Consider the following 13,532-nt stretch of genomic DNA (forward strand, 5'->3'; position numbering starts at 1 on the left):
GGGCGCGCCGCGAAGGACCCGTGCTCGCGCCCTGTTCTCGGATCAGGAGGTGTCGGTGGGTGACCGAACCTCTCGATGTTTCCCCTGTGAGTAGTGCTCGGGTTATGAGCAGTTTCTACTCACGCGCACGCGCGTGACGGACTTTGCGTAGTCGCCGAGACGGATGTACGTAGTCGCGACCGACTACGTACAGGGCGGAATCCGCGAGGGAACGACGAAGGCCCCGATCCTGTGCGGATCGGGGCCTTCGTTCTGTGGTGCACCCCCAGGGACTTGAACCCTGAACCCACTGATTAAGAGTCAGTTGCTCTGCCGATTGAGCTAGAGGTGCATTCGGCCCACCCGAGCGGGCCAGTCGTCAACGATAGCATGCTCCGCGGACTGCTCGCGACACGGGATACTGGGTCCATGACCGACACGACCACGCGCCTCGCCGCGGGCGATCTCGCTCCCGACTTCACCCTCACCGATCAGGACGGCGCCGACGTGTCGCTCCACGATCTGCGCGGCCAGAAGGTCGTCGTGTACTTCTACCCTGCCGCCGGGACGCCGGGCTGCACCACCGAGACGTGCGACTTCCGCGACAACCTCGGTTCGCTGAAGGGCGCCGGATACACCGTGCTCGGCATCTCGAAGGACGGTGTCGCGAAGCTCAAGGCGTGGCATGACGAGGAGTCGCTCACGTTCCCTCTTCTGTCCGACGAGGGGCTCGACGTGCACAAGGCCTATGGCGCCTATGGCGAGAAGTCGCTGTACGGCAAGACCGTGACCGGCGTCATCCGCTCCACCTTCGTCATCGACGAGGAGGGGCGCCTCACGCAGGCGCTCTACAACGTGAAGGCCACCGGGCACGTCGCGTCGCTCCGCAAGAAGCTCGGGATCGACTGAGCCCGGACCGGCGGCTCAGCGTCGCATCGCGGCGTCTCAGCGCCGCGCTGCGGCGACGGAGGCGCGGGTGAAGAGCAGGATCACGGCGAGCACCGCCGGGATCAGCAGGAACCAGCCGATCGCGGCCGACCCGATGATGCCCTGGAACGCCGCGATCGCGGCCACGACCTGGAAGATCTGCCAGACCAGCGTCGCCGATCTCGTCCACATCTGCATCCGGAACGTGCCGATGGCGACCAACACGAGGAAGAGCGCGGCGATCGCGGCGAGGACGAGGATCGCGAGGGCGGTGACCAGGTACTCCGACTGGGCCGCGGCGATCTCGATGCCGAGCCAGACCACGAGACCCACCATGACCAGGGCTTCTATCGAGACGATGATGCCGAGCGCGGTGATCGACGGGGGTCGGCGGAGAACGGCCGCGTCCGTGTCGCCGTCTCGATTTCGCTGATCGTTCACGCCGTCAACCCCATCCGTTCTCCACAAAAAATCCTTGATTTTGCACAAACCAGTATGCAACGATGGCATGTCGATGTTGCTCACAGCGGCGTGAGCGGGTGCAGTCTCCTCTGATTGCAGCGTCCACTGTGCCGTCGACTGATTACCCGAAATCACTCGATCGTAGCGATCGATTCTTCCTGTTATCTAAGGAGCCCCCGCATGGATTGGCGCGACAAAGCCGCCTGCCTCACCGCCGACCCCGAGCTGTTCTTCCCCGTCGGGAACACCGGACCCGCCGTCGACCAGATCGACAAGGCGAAGAGCGTCTGCGCCCGCTGCTCCGTCACCGAGATCTGCCTCCAGTACGCCCTCGAGTCCGGCCAGGACTCGGGCGTCTGGGGAGGCCTCTCCGAGGACGAGCGCCGCGCCCTCAAGCGCCGCGCCGCCCGCGCCCGCCGCGCCTCCTGACCCCGCGCCTCACGGCGCCCGGTCCCCTTCGCGCCCCCAGGCTCCAGCCTCGGGGCGCGATGCTTTTCCGCCCCACCCGCGTCGCCCCGGTTGGCTCGCCTGCCGGTAGCCAACTCCGGACATCGGACCCATCCGGAGCCACCTCCGGAACTCCCGCGGCGTGTCCCGCCAATTCTCCGGAGTCAGCCCAAGCGCGAACGACGGACGAGCCCCTGTTCACGCCGGCGCGAAGCGCCCGGCCCGCGGGCGGCGAACGCCGAGGCGCGAAGCGCTAGGCGACTCCCCCGTCCCGAGCGGGAGGGTGCACGCAAGGCGGTGCGGGGGTGGGATGTCCTGCCGCCGAATATCGGGGCAGGGGTCCCCGCTGATTCGGCGGCAGGACATCCCACCCCCGCTCCGCCGACCCCCGGGGACAGACCTACCGCTTCTTCAGCCAGCGGAACGGCACCTCGATGGTCACGACGGTGCCGCTGCCGACCATGGTGTGCCAGTCGATGGTGCCGCCGAGCTCGCCCTGGATGAGGGTACGCACGATCTGGGTGCCGAGTCCGGAGCCGACCTTGCCCTCGGGGAGGCCTGTGCCGGTGTCGCGCACCTCGACGGTGAGGAGGTCGTCGGAGCGGGTGGCCTTGATCTCGACCTCGCCCTCCTGGCCGGCGAGGCCGTGCTCGACGGCGTTGGTGACGAGCTCGGTGAGGGCGAGCGCGAGGGGGGTGGCGTACTCGCTGGGGAGCACGCCGAAGCTGCCGGTGGACTTCGGATGCACGGTGGTGTTGTGCGCGGACGCCACCTCGGCGACGAGGAGCAGCACGCGGTCGAAGACGGTGTCGAAGTCGACGCGCTGGTTGAGGCCCTCGGAGAGGGTGTCGTGCACGACGGCGATGGCGGCGACGCGGCGCATGGCCTGTGTGAGGGCGTCGCGCGCCTCGTCGGAGTGGGTGCGTCGGGCCTGGATGCGCAGCAGCGACGCCACGGTCTGCAGGTTGTTCTTGACGCGGTGGTGGATCTCGCGGATCGTCGCGTCCTTGGTGATGAGCTCGCGCTCCTGGTGGCGGAGCTCGGTGACGTCGCGGCTGAGCACGATGGCGCCGAACCGGTGGCCGCGGGTGCGCAGGGGGATGGCGCGGAGCGATACGGTGACGCCGCGCGCCTCGATCTCGGTGCGCCAGGGCGCGCGGCCGGTGACGACGAGCGGGAGAGACTCGTCGACGACGAGGCGGCCGGCGAGCAGAGCCGTCGTCACCTCGGCGAGCGACTCGCCCTCGAGCTCGCCCGCGAAACCCATGCGGTTGAATGCGGAGAGGCCGTTGGGGCTGGCGAAGGTGACGATGCCGTCGACGTCGAGACGGATGAGGCCGTCGGATGCGCGTGGGGCGCCACGACGCGGGCCGGTGGGGGCGCCGAGGTCGGGGAAGTCGCCGGCCGCGATCATGGCGAACAGATCGTTGGCGCACTCGTTGAACGTCAGCTCCTGGCGGCTGGGGGTGCGCGCCTCGCTCAGGTTGGTGTGGCGGGTGATGACGGCGATCGGCTGCTCGGCCGTCGTCTGCTCGGAGACGGACAGACGACGCATCACCGGGATGGCGCGGACGCGCGTGGGGGTCTCCTCGTACCAGTCGGGCGCCGCGGTGTCGACGATGCGGGCGCTCTCGAACGCGTCGGTGACCTGCTTGCGCCACTCGGGCTTGATGGTCTGACCGACGAAGTCGCGGTAGAACAGCGTGGCTGAGCCGGACGGACGGGCGTGGGCGACCGCGATGAAGGTGCCGTCGACGGTGGGGACCCAGAGCACGATGTCGGCGAACGCGAGGTCGGCGAGGAGCTGGCAGTCGCTGACGACGAGGTGGAGCCACTCGATGTCGGCGTCGGTCGAGCTGCCGTGCGCGGAGACGAGGTCGCTGAGGGTGGACACGACCTCTAGCCTACGGTGTGCCACCGAGGCCGCCGTGTGATGTCGGGGGCGCCCACGCCGCGTACCGTGAGCCACCCAGGTGCGGCCGGGAAACGGATCGGCCCCCGTGACCGGGCGCTGCGAACAGCGCGGTCACGGGGGCCTTTCCACCCCGCTGAGACGATCGGTAGGTCGGGGGAACGGGCATCTCAGCGGGTGGTCCTGGGGTGTTGCAGAGACAGTTCACCATCCGCAGACGCCGCAGTGTTATGAGCAATTCCCACTCAAAGCGCACACCGACTACACCCTCTCCACAGGGCACAAACGCTTCTGGACACTGGTGCGAGCGACCTGATTGAGTAACCACCGCCGCAGGGTGAGCAGGGGATGCTCACGCGGCACCGGTAGGGCGGGACGATGAGGGGGTGGGTCGTCGCACGCATCCCGACAGAACGGCCGCGCCTGGCGCGGCCCGAGCAGAGGAAGCCGCCTGAATGACCGTGCCACCCGTCGTGGAGCTCGCCGCCCCCACTCTGGCCGACGATGTCGACCGCCTCCGCGCATCCGCCGACGACGACCTCGGCGATCACCCCGGCGCGCCACCCGACGCACGGGTCTTCGCGCAGAGCCTGGCCCGCTGCGTGGTCGAGGTGCTCGCGGGCACACGTGCGCTCGATCAACTGGGGCGCTGGCTGAGCGACGACGTCTACGAGCACCTGCTCCTGCGCGACGCACTCGCCCGACGGGCACGAGCGTCACGCGGAGAGGCACCCACTCGGCTGGCTCTCACGATGGGAAGCACCGTGCTGAGCGAGGCCGCTCCCGGGCTCGTCGACGCGGTCGTCATCGTCCACGGACGGGCGCGCTCCCGCGCTGTGGCGCTCCGCCTGGAGTGGCGGCGCACACGCTGGCGCGCCACCGCCGTGCACGTGCTCTGAGCGCACCGCGCACGCACCCGCACGCACGGCAACGCAACGCACCGCACGCGCGCCGAAGCGCGGTGCCGACGCGCCAGGCGACCGGCGGGTGTCAGCCCTTCTTCTTGCCCTGCGCCCGACGCTGAGCGCGGTTGTTCGCCGCCGGACCGCCCTGCCCGCCCGGGCGCTGCCCGAACGCACCGCGCTGGCCGCCGCCCTGCGCGCCACCCGAGGCCTTCGCACCCGATCCCTTCGAGCCAGAACCGGAACCAGAGCCCTTGCCCGACCCGGCCGCGGGCGCGGTCGCCTGGCCGCCGGTCTGAGGCTCCGACTTCGCGAACGCGGACGCGACGGGTGCGGAGCGCTCCTCGGCCTCACGAGCACGGGCCGTGGCCGCCTGCTCGACCTGACCGCGCTGGTTGCGCACCTCGACGCCGCCCGAGTCGCTGGGAGCCGAGTAGCTGAGCTTCTCGGACGCCGCCGCCTGCGGGGCGAGCCCCTTGGCCTCGACGGTGGGGGCCTCGACGCCCGCGGGGGCGGCGTTGACCTCGACCTCGAGGTTGAACAGGAACCCGACCGACTCCTCGCGGATCTGCCCCATCATCGACTGGAACAGGGCGTACCCCTCGCGCTGGTACTCGACCAGCGGGTCGCGCTGCGCCATCGCGCGCAGGCCGATGCCGTCCTTCAGGTAGTCCATCTCGTAGAGGTGATCACGCCAGCGGCGGTCGATCACCGAGAGCACGACGCGACGCTCGAGCTCGCGCATGGCGGTCTCGCCGAGCGTCTCCTCGCGCTTGGAGTAGGCGATGCGTGCATCCGACAGGATCTCGCGGGCGATGAAGTCGCGATTGATCTTGCCCTTGCTACCCGCCTCGGCGACGACCTCATCAACCGTGATCGAGATGGGGTACAGCGTCTTGAGCTCGGCCCAGAGCGCGTCGAAGTCCCAGTCGTCGCCGTTTCCGGAGCCGGCGTGGTCGGTGATGATGTCGTCGATCACCGTCTCGAGGAACTTCTGGGCGCGGTCCTGGAGGTTGTCGCCCTCGAGGATGTGCTTGCGGTCGCTGTAGATCGCCTCGCGCTGACGGTTGAGGACGTCGTCGTACTTGAGGACGTTCTTGCGGATCTCTGCGTTGCGGCTCTCGACCTGCGACTGGGCGCTGCGGATCGCGCGCGAGACGACCTTCGACTCGATGGCGAGGTCGTCCGGCACGGAGCCGCGGCCCATGAGCGCCTCGGCGGCGCCGGCGTTGAACAGGCGCATGAGGTCGTCGGTGAGCGAGAGGTAGAAGCGGCTCTCGCCGGGGTCGCCCTGACGGCCGGATCGACCGCGCAGCTGGTTGTCGATGCGGCGCGACTCGTGGCGCTCGGTGCCGAGGACGTAGAGACCGCCGGCCTCGATGACCTTCTCGGCCTCCTCGGAGACCTCGGCCTTGACCTTGTCGAACACCTCGTCCCACTGCGCCTCGTACTCCTCAGGGTTCTCGGAGGCATTGAGACCACGGGCGTGCATCTCGGACACGGCGAGGAACTCGGCGTTGCCGCCGAGCATGATGTCGGTGCCTCGACCGGCCATGTTGGTGGCGACGGTGACCGACCCGAGTCGACCCGCCTGGGCGACGATCGCCGCCTCACGCGCGTGGTTCTTCGCGTTCAGCACCTCGTGGCGCACGCCGCGCTTGGCGAGGAGGCGCGAGAGGTACTCGCTCTTCTCGACGCTCGTCGTGCCCACCAGGACCGGCTGACCCTTCTCGTGGCGCTCGACGATGTCCTCGACCACCTGGTCGAACTTGGCCTGCTCGTTCTTGTAGACGAGGTCGGGCTGGTCGATGCGCTGCATCGGCTTGTTCGTGGGGATGGCGACGACACCGAGCTTGTACGTGCTCATGAACTCGGCCGCCTCGGTCTCGGCGGTACCGGTCATGCCGGAGAGCTTGTCGTAGAGGCGGAAGTAGTTCTGCAGAGTGACGGTGGCCAGGGTCTGGTTCTCGGCCTTGACCTGCACACCCTCCTTGGCCTCGATGGCCTGGTGGATGCCCTCGTTGTAGCGACGGCCGGCCAGGATGCGGCCCGTGTGCTCGTCGACGATGAGCACCTCGCCGTTGAGGACGACGTAGTCCTTGTCCTTCTTGAACAGCGCGCGGGCCTTGATGGCGTTGTTGAGGAAGGAGATGAGCGGCGTGTTGGCCGACTCGTAGAGGTTGTCGATGCCGAGGTAGTCCTCGACCTTCTCGATGCCGGGCTCGAGCACACCGACCGTGCGCTTCTTCTCGTCGACCTCGTAGTCGACCTCGGGGGTGAGCTTCGTGGCGATGGTGGCGAACTCGTTGAACCAGCGGTTCGCCTCCCCCGAAGCGGGGCCCGAGATGATGAGCGGCGTGCGCGCCTCGTCGATGAGGATCGAGTCGACCTCGTCGACGATGGCGAAGAAGTGGCCGCGCTGCACCATGTCGGAGGCCTGCCACGCCATGTTGTCGCGGAGGTAGTCGAAGCCGAACTCGTTGTTCGTGCCGTATGTGATGTCGGCGGCGTACTGCTCGCGGCGCTCGGCCGGGGTCTGCCCGGCGAGGATGACGCCCGTCGTCATGCCGAGGGCCCGGAACACGCGGCCCATGAGCTCGCTCTGGTAGCTGGCGAGGTAGTCGTTCACCGTGACGATGTGGACGCCCTTGCCCGCGATGGCGTTGAGGTACGCGGCGGTCGTCGCGACCAGCGTCTTCCCCTCACCGGTCTTCATCTCGGCGATGTTGCCGAGGTGGAGAGCAGCGCCACCCATGAGCTGCACGTCGAAGTGGCGCAGGCCCAGGGTGCGGACGGACGCCTCGCGCACCGCGGCGAACGCCTCGGGCAGGAGGTGGTCGAGCGACTCCCCCGCCTCATGCCGCACGCGCAGCTGGGTCGTCTCCTCGCGGAGCTCCTCGTCGGTCAGCGACTTGAAGTCGTCCTCCAGCGCGTTGATCGCCTTGGCGTACGCCTGGAGCCGACGGAGGGTGCGCCCTTCGCCGACGCGGAGGACTTTTTCGAGAACTGAGGCCACGGAGCTTCTCCCACTGCGATCGTCGCTCGGCTGGCGAGCATCGCGGAACATACTACTTGCTCACGCCTGGACGTCGCCGGTATGAGCGCAGCATGCGCAGTGGGAGAAGCCCCCGGCGGTCAGCGGGTGGCCGCGGCGACCCGCTTGATGCCCTCGCTGGCGGGCAGCGGAGTGACGTCGGCGTTCTCATCGAGATGGATCACGCCGTAGTTCCAGCCCTTGCGTCGGTACACGACGCTCGGCTGCATCGTCCCTGAGTCGACGAAGAGGTAGAAGTCGTGACCGACGAGCTCCATCCGGTACAGGGCGTCGTCGACGGTCATCGGGACGGCGGGGAAGACCTTCTCGCGGATGACCACCGGGTTGTAGTCCTCGTTCGTCTCGTCGAGCGCCTCTCCCGAGGCCTCGGAGGTGGCGTTCGTCCCGTTCAGGACCCCGGCGTCGACGGGCTCGAGGGCGACCGCGCTGAACCCGCCGGTGGCCACCTCGTGGAGCGACGCGGGCCGGTGCTGGCCGCGGTGCACCTTCTTGCGGTCCTTCGCACGGCGGATGCGCTCCATCAGCTTCCCGAGGGCCAGATCGAACGCGGCGTACTTGTCGGACGCGGCGCTCTCGGCCCGCACCAGGGGCCCGGGGCCGATCAGCGTGAGCTCCACCCGGTCGTCGCCGGATCCCGCTCCGCTCGCCGTATGGTGCCGACAGACCCGGATCTCCAGGGCGAGCGCTCGGTCGGCGAGATGGGCGACCTTCTCGGCCTTCTCGGTGGCGTACTCGCGGAACCGGTCCGTGATACCCAGGTTCCGACCGATGATGTTCACGTCCATGGAGACCTCCTAGCCGTATGAGCCGCGAGGTTCCCGCCTCAAGTGCGAGTCCCTTCGCGCCTTGTGTGCCGACCAACCTATCCGGGTGCGGGCCGATTGTCACTGATCGTTCGCCGTGCGGTCGCCCGGTGTTCCCGAAGTCGTCGGCAGGCGTCGTCCGGCCCACGCCAGGCACGCGGCGCCGACCACCCGACCGCCCGCTTCCGTGACGGCGCGCGCGGCCTCGGTGAGCGTCGCTCCGGTCGTCACCACATCGTCGACGAGCACGAAGCGGCGGCCTCGCGCCCCGATGGCGCGCATCGCACCGGACACGTTGGCCCGCCTCTCGTCGCGACCCAGACCCGCCTGATCGCTGACACGTCGCGTGAGCTCGAGGCGCACGCCAGGAGCCGCACGCACCCCGGCGCAGCGCAGCAGGCGGGCGACCGGGGCGTACCCGCGCCGACGGAGCGCAGCCCTCGACGCGGGGACGGCGAGCATCTCCGGCGGCGGGTCGCCTCCGCGGGTGACCACGGGCCACAGCTCGACGATCGACGCCCGCAGCGGCGGCGCCAGGGCGCGGGCGAGGTCGAGGCGCCCCGCGTCCTTGTATCGGCGCAGGGCGGCGGCGACCGCGCCCTCGTAGCGCAGCGCCGCCATGACCGGCGGCGCTGCGTCGGGCAGGGCGCCGACCAGGGCCGGGTGCGGTCTCAACGCGTCGCGGCAGCCGGAGCAGAAGCCCGCACCCGGCTGCCCGCATCCGCCGCAGTCGACGGGCAGCAGCACGGCGAGAGCCGCGAGCAGTGCGTCGCGCAGGGCGACCCACAGGACGTGGACGAGATCGGCCATGCCAGGAGCATGCCGCTCAGCGGACGGCGGCGGGCCGGAAAGCGGGTCTCTGTGGAGAATCGAGACCTCGAGCCCGGGCTGTGCAGGAGTGGTCAGTTCTGAACGGCGAGCACCGTGACGTCGTCGGCCACGACCTGCCACGCGCTCCCCCGCAGTTGAAGGAGGGTTCCATCGACCGTGTGCACACGCATGCTGTCGAGGTCGTTGCCCCCGGCGATCCCGTCCGCGCCCGTGGGCGATCCGAGAGCCGAGCTGCGTCCGCCGAGCAGCTGCGAGAGCACCTCCGGCTCTCCCGAGGGCGCGGCGTAGACCGCGGCGACGCTGTACTGGTCGACCCAGGTCGCGTCGACCGGGGTGCCGGATCCGCCCGCGAGCACCACCGGCTGGCCGAGCCCGGTGGGCGTGCCCGCCTGATCGCGGAGCACCGCCGCCACGACGAGCTGCGGCACGCCCCCGCTCACCAGGTACGCCACCGCGCGGGTGCCGTCGCGCGAGATCTCGAAGGAGCGGATCTCGCTCGCGCCGCCCCACTGGGCGGGCACGTTCGACGCCGCGTTGCCCGGCGAGGCCGCCACCACCGCGTCGGGATCGTCGGCGGGGATGCTCCACACCCAGCCGAACGGATCGACGGCGGGCGCGATCAGCCCGGCACGCTGGTCGACCGTCGTCGTGCCCCCGACGCGCACGGCGGCGACGGTGCCGTCGCCCGCCCGGACGGCCGCGACGGTGGTCCGGGCCGAGTACGCCACGGCGGTCGGCTGGAGCGCGACGACGGCGTCGCTCACACCCGGGATCTCGGCCACGGCGTCGGCGCTGAGGTAGCCGAACCGGCCGCCGAACAGCACGAGCGGGGTGAGGCCGACCCGGGGCGCCACCTCGGGCGCCGCACGGTCGGTGGAGGGGACGTCGACGACGTTCTGGTCGACGCTGATCGCCACGGAGGACACCGAGGCCACGCCGCCGAGGCTCGCGGAGAGCTGGAACCGCATCCGTTGGAGGTCGATCGTGGAGGCCTGCAGCACGTTGCTCGACAGCTCGACCCGCGTGGTCCCGTTGGAGGTCACCACGCTCGACGTGGACGTGCCGTCGGGGAAGGCCGAGACGACCGCGCCGTCGAGCCAGGGCGTCGGGCCCTGGAGCAGCGACCTGACGATACGGGTGCCCACCGAGGCGGAGGTGGGGAACCAGCGCAGGTCGGGCACCAGGAACGTGTACGTGGGGTCGAAGAAGTAGAGAGAATGCGAGCTGAAGACCTGCTCGAAGAACACGTCCTCGATCAGCGTGCCATCGGGGGCGGCGGAGATCCGCCACTCGCCGTCCTGCTGCACGAACGAGAAGTCGAGCGAGATCGGCGCGGACGATGTCTCGCTGTAGCTCCCCTCAGCGTCGACCCGCGCTTGGGGCGTGACGGTGAGCCGAAGAGAGGTGTCGCTCGTGGGCGTCGTGGAACGCGGGCCGCTGTCGACGATCACGTCGGCTGTGGGCTTCCACTGCGCGGCGAAGCCCTGCGAGAGGTAGTTGCGGGCGACCTCGTAGTCGTTCTGCGGATCCTTGGCCGCGTTCACGAACCCGGCCAGGATCTGCGCCTGCGTGGCTCCCGCTGAGGGACCTGCCGCGAGGAAGATCACGTCGATGTTGTCGTCGGTGGCCGGTCCCGACTCCGAGCCGACGTCACCCGACCGCGGGATCGCGGCGCACGCGGCGAGCGACACCGCGAGCGCCAGCACCGCGATCACCGCTCCGACCCTCGTCACGGCGCCGCGTCGGAGCATGGTCCACCACTCACGCATCCCGCTCGCCTCCCTCATCCTGCGCCCTCGCGTCGCGCGCCGTCTCGCCGAGCGGCGGCAGCGGACCGTCCGAGTCCTCCGGCTCGAGGGGCAGCGGCGACGCCCCCCTCGTGACGCCGCGGCGGCGAGGGAGCGTCAGCCGGAAGTTCGACCCCGCCCCCGGCGCCGACCACACCTCGAGCGCGCCGCCGTGGAGCGTCGCGTCCTCGAGCGAGATCGCGAGGCCCAGCCCCGTGCCGCCGATCGTGCGCTTGCGCGACGGATCGGCGCGCCAGAAGCGGTCGAAGACGCGCTCCGCGTCCTCCCCGCTCATCCCCACGCCGTAGTCGCGGACCGAGAGCGCGACGGCCGTCGGCGAGCTGTCGACGGTGATGACGACGGGCCTGCGCTCCCCGTGCTCGATCGCGTTGCCGATGAGGTTGAGCACGATCCGGCGGATGCGCCGCGGATCCATCTCGACCTCGGTGTACCCGCCCGGGGCGACCACCCTGAGGTCGGATCCCGCCTGCTCGGCGAGGGAGCGCATCTGGTCGGCGGCATCCTCGGCCAGCCTCACGAGACTCGTCGGCTCGGTGTCGAGAGAGGCGGATCCGGCATCGAAGCGGCTGATCTCCAGCAGGTCGGAGAGCATCTCCTCGAAGCGCTTCGTCTGGGTGTGCAGCAGCTCGGCCGTGCGCTCGGTGGCCGGCGGGAACGTGGAGCGCTGGTCGTAGAGCATGTCGCCGGCGAGGCGGATGGTGGTCAGCGGCGTGCGCAGCTCGTGGGAGACGTCGGAGACGAAGCGCTGCTGAACCTGCGACAGCTCGGCCAGCTGGTTGATCTGCGACGCCATGCTGTCGGCCATCCCGTTGAACGAGCGCGCGAGCGTGGAGATGACGTCCTCGCCCCGCTCGGGGATGCGGACCTCGAGCTCCCCGGCGGCGAGCTTCTCGCTGGTCTCGGCCGCCAGGCGGATGGGCTCGACCACGAGCCGCACGATCACCCACGAGACCAGGCCGATGAGGATGATGAGCGCCAGTCCGCCCAGCCACAGCGTCTGCTGCACGAACACCAGCGTCTGGTCGGCGTCGGCAAGGTTGTAGCCGATGTAGAGCTGGAAGTTCCCCACCCCCGGGGATGCTCAGCGGGGTTCCGACGATGATCCCCGGCTGGCTGTCGCCGCGGTCGTCGGTGAGCGAGACGGACTGCCAGTACTGCGTCTGCGTGCCGCCGGTGCTCGCGGCCACCTCGGCCTGCAGCTGGTCGGAGATGACGTCGCCGGTGAGCTCGGGGCTGGAGAAGGAGAGCACCGTCGACGACGGGGAGGTCTGGCCAGGGGTCGCCAGGAGCGCGACCAGCCGCGACGACGAGGACGCGATGATCGCCGACTTGGCGGAGTTCAGCAGCGACAGCGTCGAGGCGTCGGAGGCGGCATCCGCCGCGTCGAAGATGTTCTGCGCGGCCGTGGCGGCGTTCCGCGACTCCGTCACGACCTGGTTCAGGCGCGACTGGAACAGATCGTTGCCGATGCTGATCGACATGTACGTCCCCGTCGCGACCACGGCGACCGTCGAGAGCAGCACCGTCACCACGATGGTGCGGAACTGCAGCGACCGGCGCCATGCCCTCGCGACCTCGAGCGGCCAGCGACGCCAGTTGCGCACCACGGTGGGACCGACCCGCGAGCGCCTGGCGTTCTCGGTCATCCGCCGCTCGCTGCGCGCACGGCGGGGGCGATCACGTGACCGCGCCCGCGCGATAGCCCACGCCGCGCACGGTCATCACGATGCGCGGGTTGTCGGGATCCGCCTCGACCTTCGCCCGCAGCCGCTGCACGTGCACGTTCACGAGACGGGTGTCGGCCTTGTAGTGGTAGCCCCAGACCTGCTCGAGCAGCATCTCGCGGGTGAACACCTGCTGGGGCTTCGCGGCCAGCGCGTGCAGGAGGTCGAACTCGAGCGGGGTGAGGTTGATGCGGTCGGATCCGCGCCGCACCTCGTGCCCGGCGACGTCGACCACGAGGTCGCCGACCCGCAGCGTCTCGGGCACGGCGTCGCTCGAGGGGCGCAGGCGGGTGCGGATGCGCGCCACCAGCTCCTTGGGGTTGAACGGCTTGACGACGTAGTCGTCGGCGCCGGACTCGAGACCCTTCACCACGTCGGAGGTGTCGCTGCGGGCGGTGAGCATGATGATGGGGGTGCCCGACTCGGCCCGGATGAGCCGGCACACCTCGATGCCGTCGAGGCCGGGGAGCATGAGGTCGAGCAGGACGAGATCGGGGCGGGCATCGCGGAACGCCGCGAGAGCCTCGGCCCCGTCGGTGCAGAACGACGGCTCGTACCCCTCGGAGCGCAGCACGATGCCGATCATCTCTGCCAGCGCGGTGTCATCGTCGACGACCAGGATGCGAGGGTCCATGTGCTGTTCTCTCCAGACGGGTGATGGGATCAGCGTAATCGAGCCCTG

General features: G+C 69.9%; 11 protein-coding genes and 1 tRNA gene. 3 read left to right on the top strand and 9 right to left on the bottom strand.

Going from position 1 to position 13,532, the window contains the following annotated elements; translation table 11 throughout:
• Window positions 1–255: 255 nt before the first annotated feature.
• Window positions 256–331 (bottom strand) — tRNA-Lys (locus ACFJGV_RS05335).
• A gap of 77 nt (window positions 332–408) precedes the next feature.
• Between ACFJGV_RS05335 and bcp the strand changes: the two genes are divergently transcribed.
• The gene (gene bcp, locus ACFJGV_RS05340; protein ID WP_378147394.1) at window positions 409–888 is read left to right on the top strand and encodes a thioredoxin-dependent thiol peroxidase; all 480 of its coding nucleotides are present in this window, start codon (window positions 409–411) and stop codon (window positions 886–888) included.
• Window positions 889–924: 36 nt separating this feature from the next.
• On the opposite strand, the gene ACFJGV_RS05345 is transcribed toward bcp, so the two are convergent.
• Window positions 925–1,347, bottom strand: coding sequence for a hypothetical protein (locus ACFJGV_RS05345; protein WP_378147396.1), 423 nt, complete (start codon window positions 1,345–1,347; stop codon window positions 925–927).
• 201 nt (window positions 1,348–1,548) lie between these two features.
• Here ACFJGV_RS05345 and ACFJGV_RS05350 point away from each other — a divergent pair, with 201 nt between their 5' ends.
• Window positions 1,549–1,797: a WhiB family transcriptional regulator gene (locus ACFJGV_RS05350; RefSeq protein ID WP_378147398.1), complete on the top strand. Its 249-nt coding sequence runs from the start codon at window positions 1,549–1,551 to the stop codon at window positions 1,795–1,797.
• A 418-nt stretch (window positions 1,798–2,215) separates the two neighbouring features.
• Here ACFJGV_RS05350 and ACFJGV_RS05355 read toward each other — a convergent pair whose 3' ends face one another.
• Entirely contained in the window at window positions 2,216–3,709 is a 1,494-nt protein-coding gene (locus tag ACFJGV_RS05355) for a sensor histidine kinase (RefSeq protein ID WP_378147400.1), read from the bottom strand.
• A 473-nt stretch (window positions 3,710–4,182) separates the two neighbouring features.
• On the opposite strand from ACFJGV_RS05355, the gene ACFJGV_RS05360 reads away from it, so the two are divergent.
• Window positions 4,183–4,626 (top strand): Rv3235 family protein, encoded by a 444-nt coding sequence (locus tag ACFJGV_RS05360; RefSeq protein WP_378147401.1) that lies wholly within the window; start codon window positions 4,183–4,185, stop codon window positions 4,624–4,626.
• Between the two features lie 91 nt (window positions 4,627–4,717).
• Here the strand turns inward: ACFJGV_RS05360 and secA are convergent, their stop codons facing one another.
• From secA to mtrA, 6 genes are all read right to left on the bottom strand, one after another.
• Window positions 4,718–7,645: a preprotein translocase subunit SecA gene (gene secA / locus ACFJGV_RS05365; RefSeq protein ID WP_378147403.1), complete on the bottom strand. Its 2,928-nt coding sequence runs from the start codon at window positions 7,643–7,645 to the stop codon at window positions 4,718–4,720.
• A 119-nt stretch (window positions 7,646–7,764) separates the two neighbouring features.
• Complete coding sequence (gene hpf / locus ACFJGV_RS05370) at window positions 7,765–8,469, bottom strand: ribosome hibernation-promoting factor, HPF/YfiA family (protein WP_378147404.1); 705 nt, start codon at window positions 8,467–8,469, stop codon at window positions 7,765–7,767.
• 99 nt (window positions 8,470–8,568) lie between these two features.
• Complete coding sequence (locus ACFJGV_RS05375) at window positions 8,569–9,297, bottom strand: ComF family protein (RefSeq protein ID WP_378147405.1); 729 nt, start codon at window positions 9,295–9,297, stop codon at window positions 8,569–8,571.
• A 92-nt stretch (window positions 9,298–9,389) separates the two neighbouring features.
• Window positions 9,390–11,087, bottom strand: a complete 1,698-nt coding sequence (locus tag ACFJGV_RS05380; protein WP_378147407.1) for an LpqB family beta-propeller domain-containing protein — start codon at window positions 11,085–11,087, stop codon at window positions 9,390–9,392.
• Window positions 11,080–12,195 (bottom strand): MtrAB system histidine kinase MtrB, encoded by a 1,116-nt coding sequence (gene mtrB, locus ACFJGV_RS05385; RefSeq protein ID WP_378147409.1) that lies wholly within the window; start codon window positions 12,193–12,195, stop codon window positions 11,080–11,082. Before mtrB ends, ACFJGV_RS05380 begins: the two co-directional genes overlap by 8 nt.
• 608 nt (window positions 12,196–12,803) lie before the next feature.
• Window positions 12,804–13,484, bottom strand: coding sequence for an MtrAB system response regulator MtrA (gene mtrA / locus ACFJGV_RS05390; protein WP_378147410.1), 681 nt, complete (start codon window positions 13,482–13,484; stop codon window positions 12,804–12,806).
• Between the last annotated feature and the right edge of the window lie 48 nt (window positions 13,485–13,532).

This window comes from Cnuibacter sp. UC19_7, assembly GCF_042699995.1.
Classification (GTDB): domain Bacteria; phylum Actinomycetota; class Actinomycetes; order Actinomycetales; family Microbacteriaceae; genus Cnuibacter.

Coding starts and splice junctions, on each gene's coding strand:
- bcp (WP_378147394.1), top strand. CDS start 409: ATGACCGACACGACCACGCGCCTCGCCGCGGGCGATCTCGCTCCCGAC.
- ACFJGV_RS05360 (WP_378147401.1), top strand. CDS start 4,183: ATGACCGTGCCACCCGTCGTGGAGCTCGCCGCCCCCACTCTGGCCGAC.
- hpf (WP_378147404.1), bottom strand. CDS start 8,469: ATGGACGTGAACATCATCGGTCGGAACCTGGGTATCACGGACCGGTTC.
- mtrA (WP_378147410.1), bottom strand. CDS start 13,484: ATGGACCCTCGCATCCTGGTCGTCGACGATGACACCGCGCTGGCAGAG.
- ACFJGV_RS05375 (WP_378147405.1), bottom strand. CDS start 9,297: ATGGCCGATCTCGTCCACGTCCTGTGGGTCGCCCTGCGCGACGCACTG.
- ACFJGV_RS05380 (WP_378147407.1), bottom strand. CDS start 11,087: ATGCGTGAGTGGTGGACCATGCTCCGACGCGGCGCCGTGACGAGGGTC.
- ACFJGV_RS05350 (WP_378147398.1), top strand. CDS start 1,549: ATGGATTGGCGCGACAAAGCCGCCTGCCTCACCGCCGACCCCGAGCTG.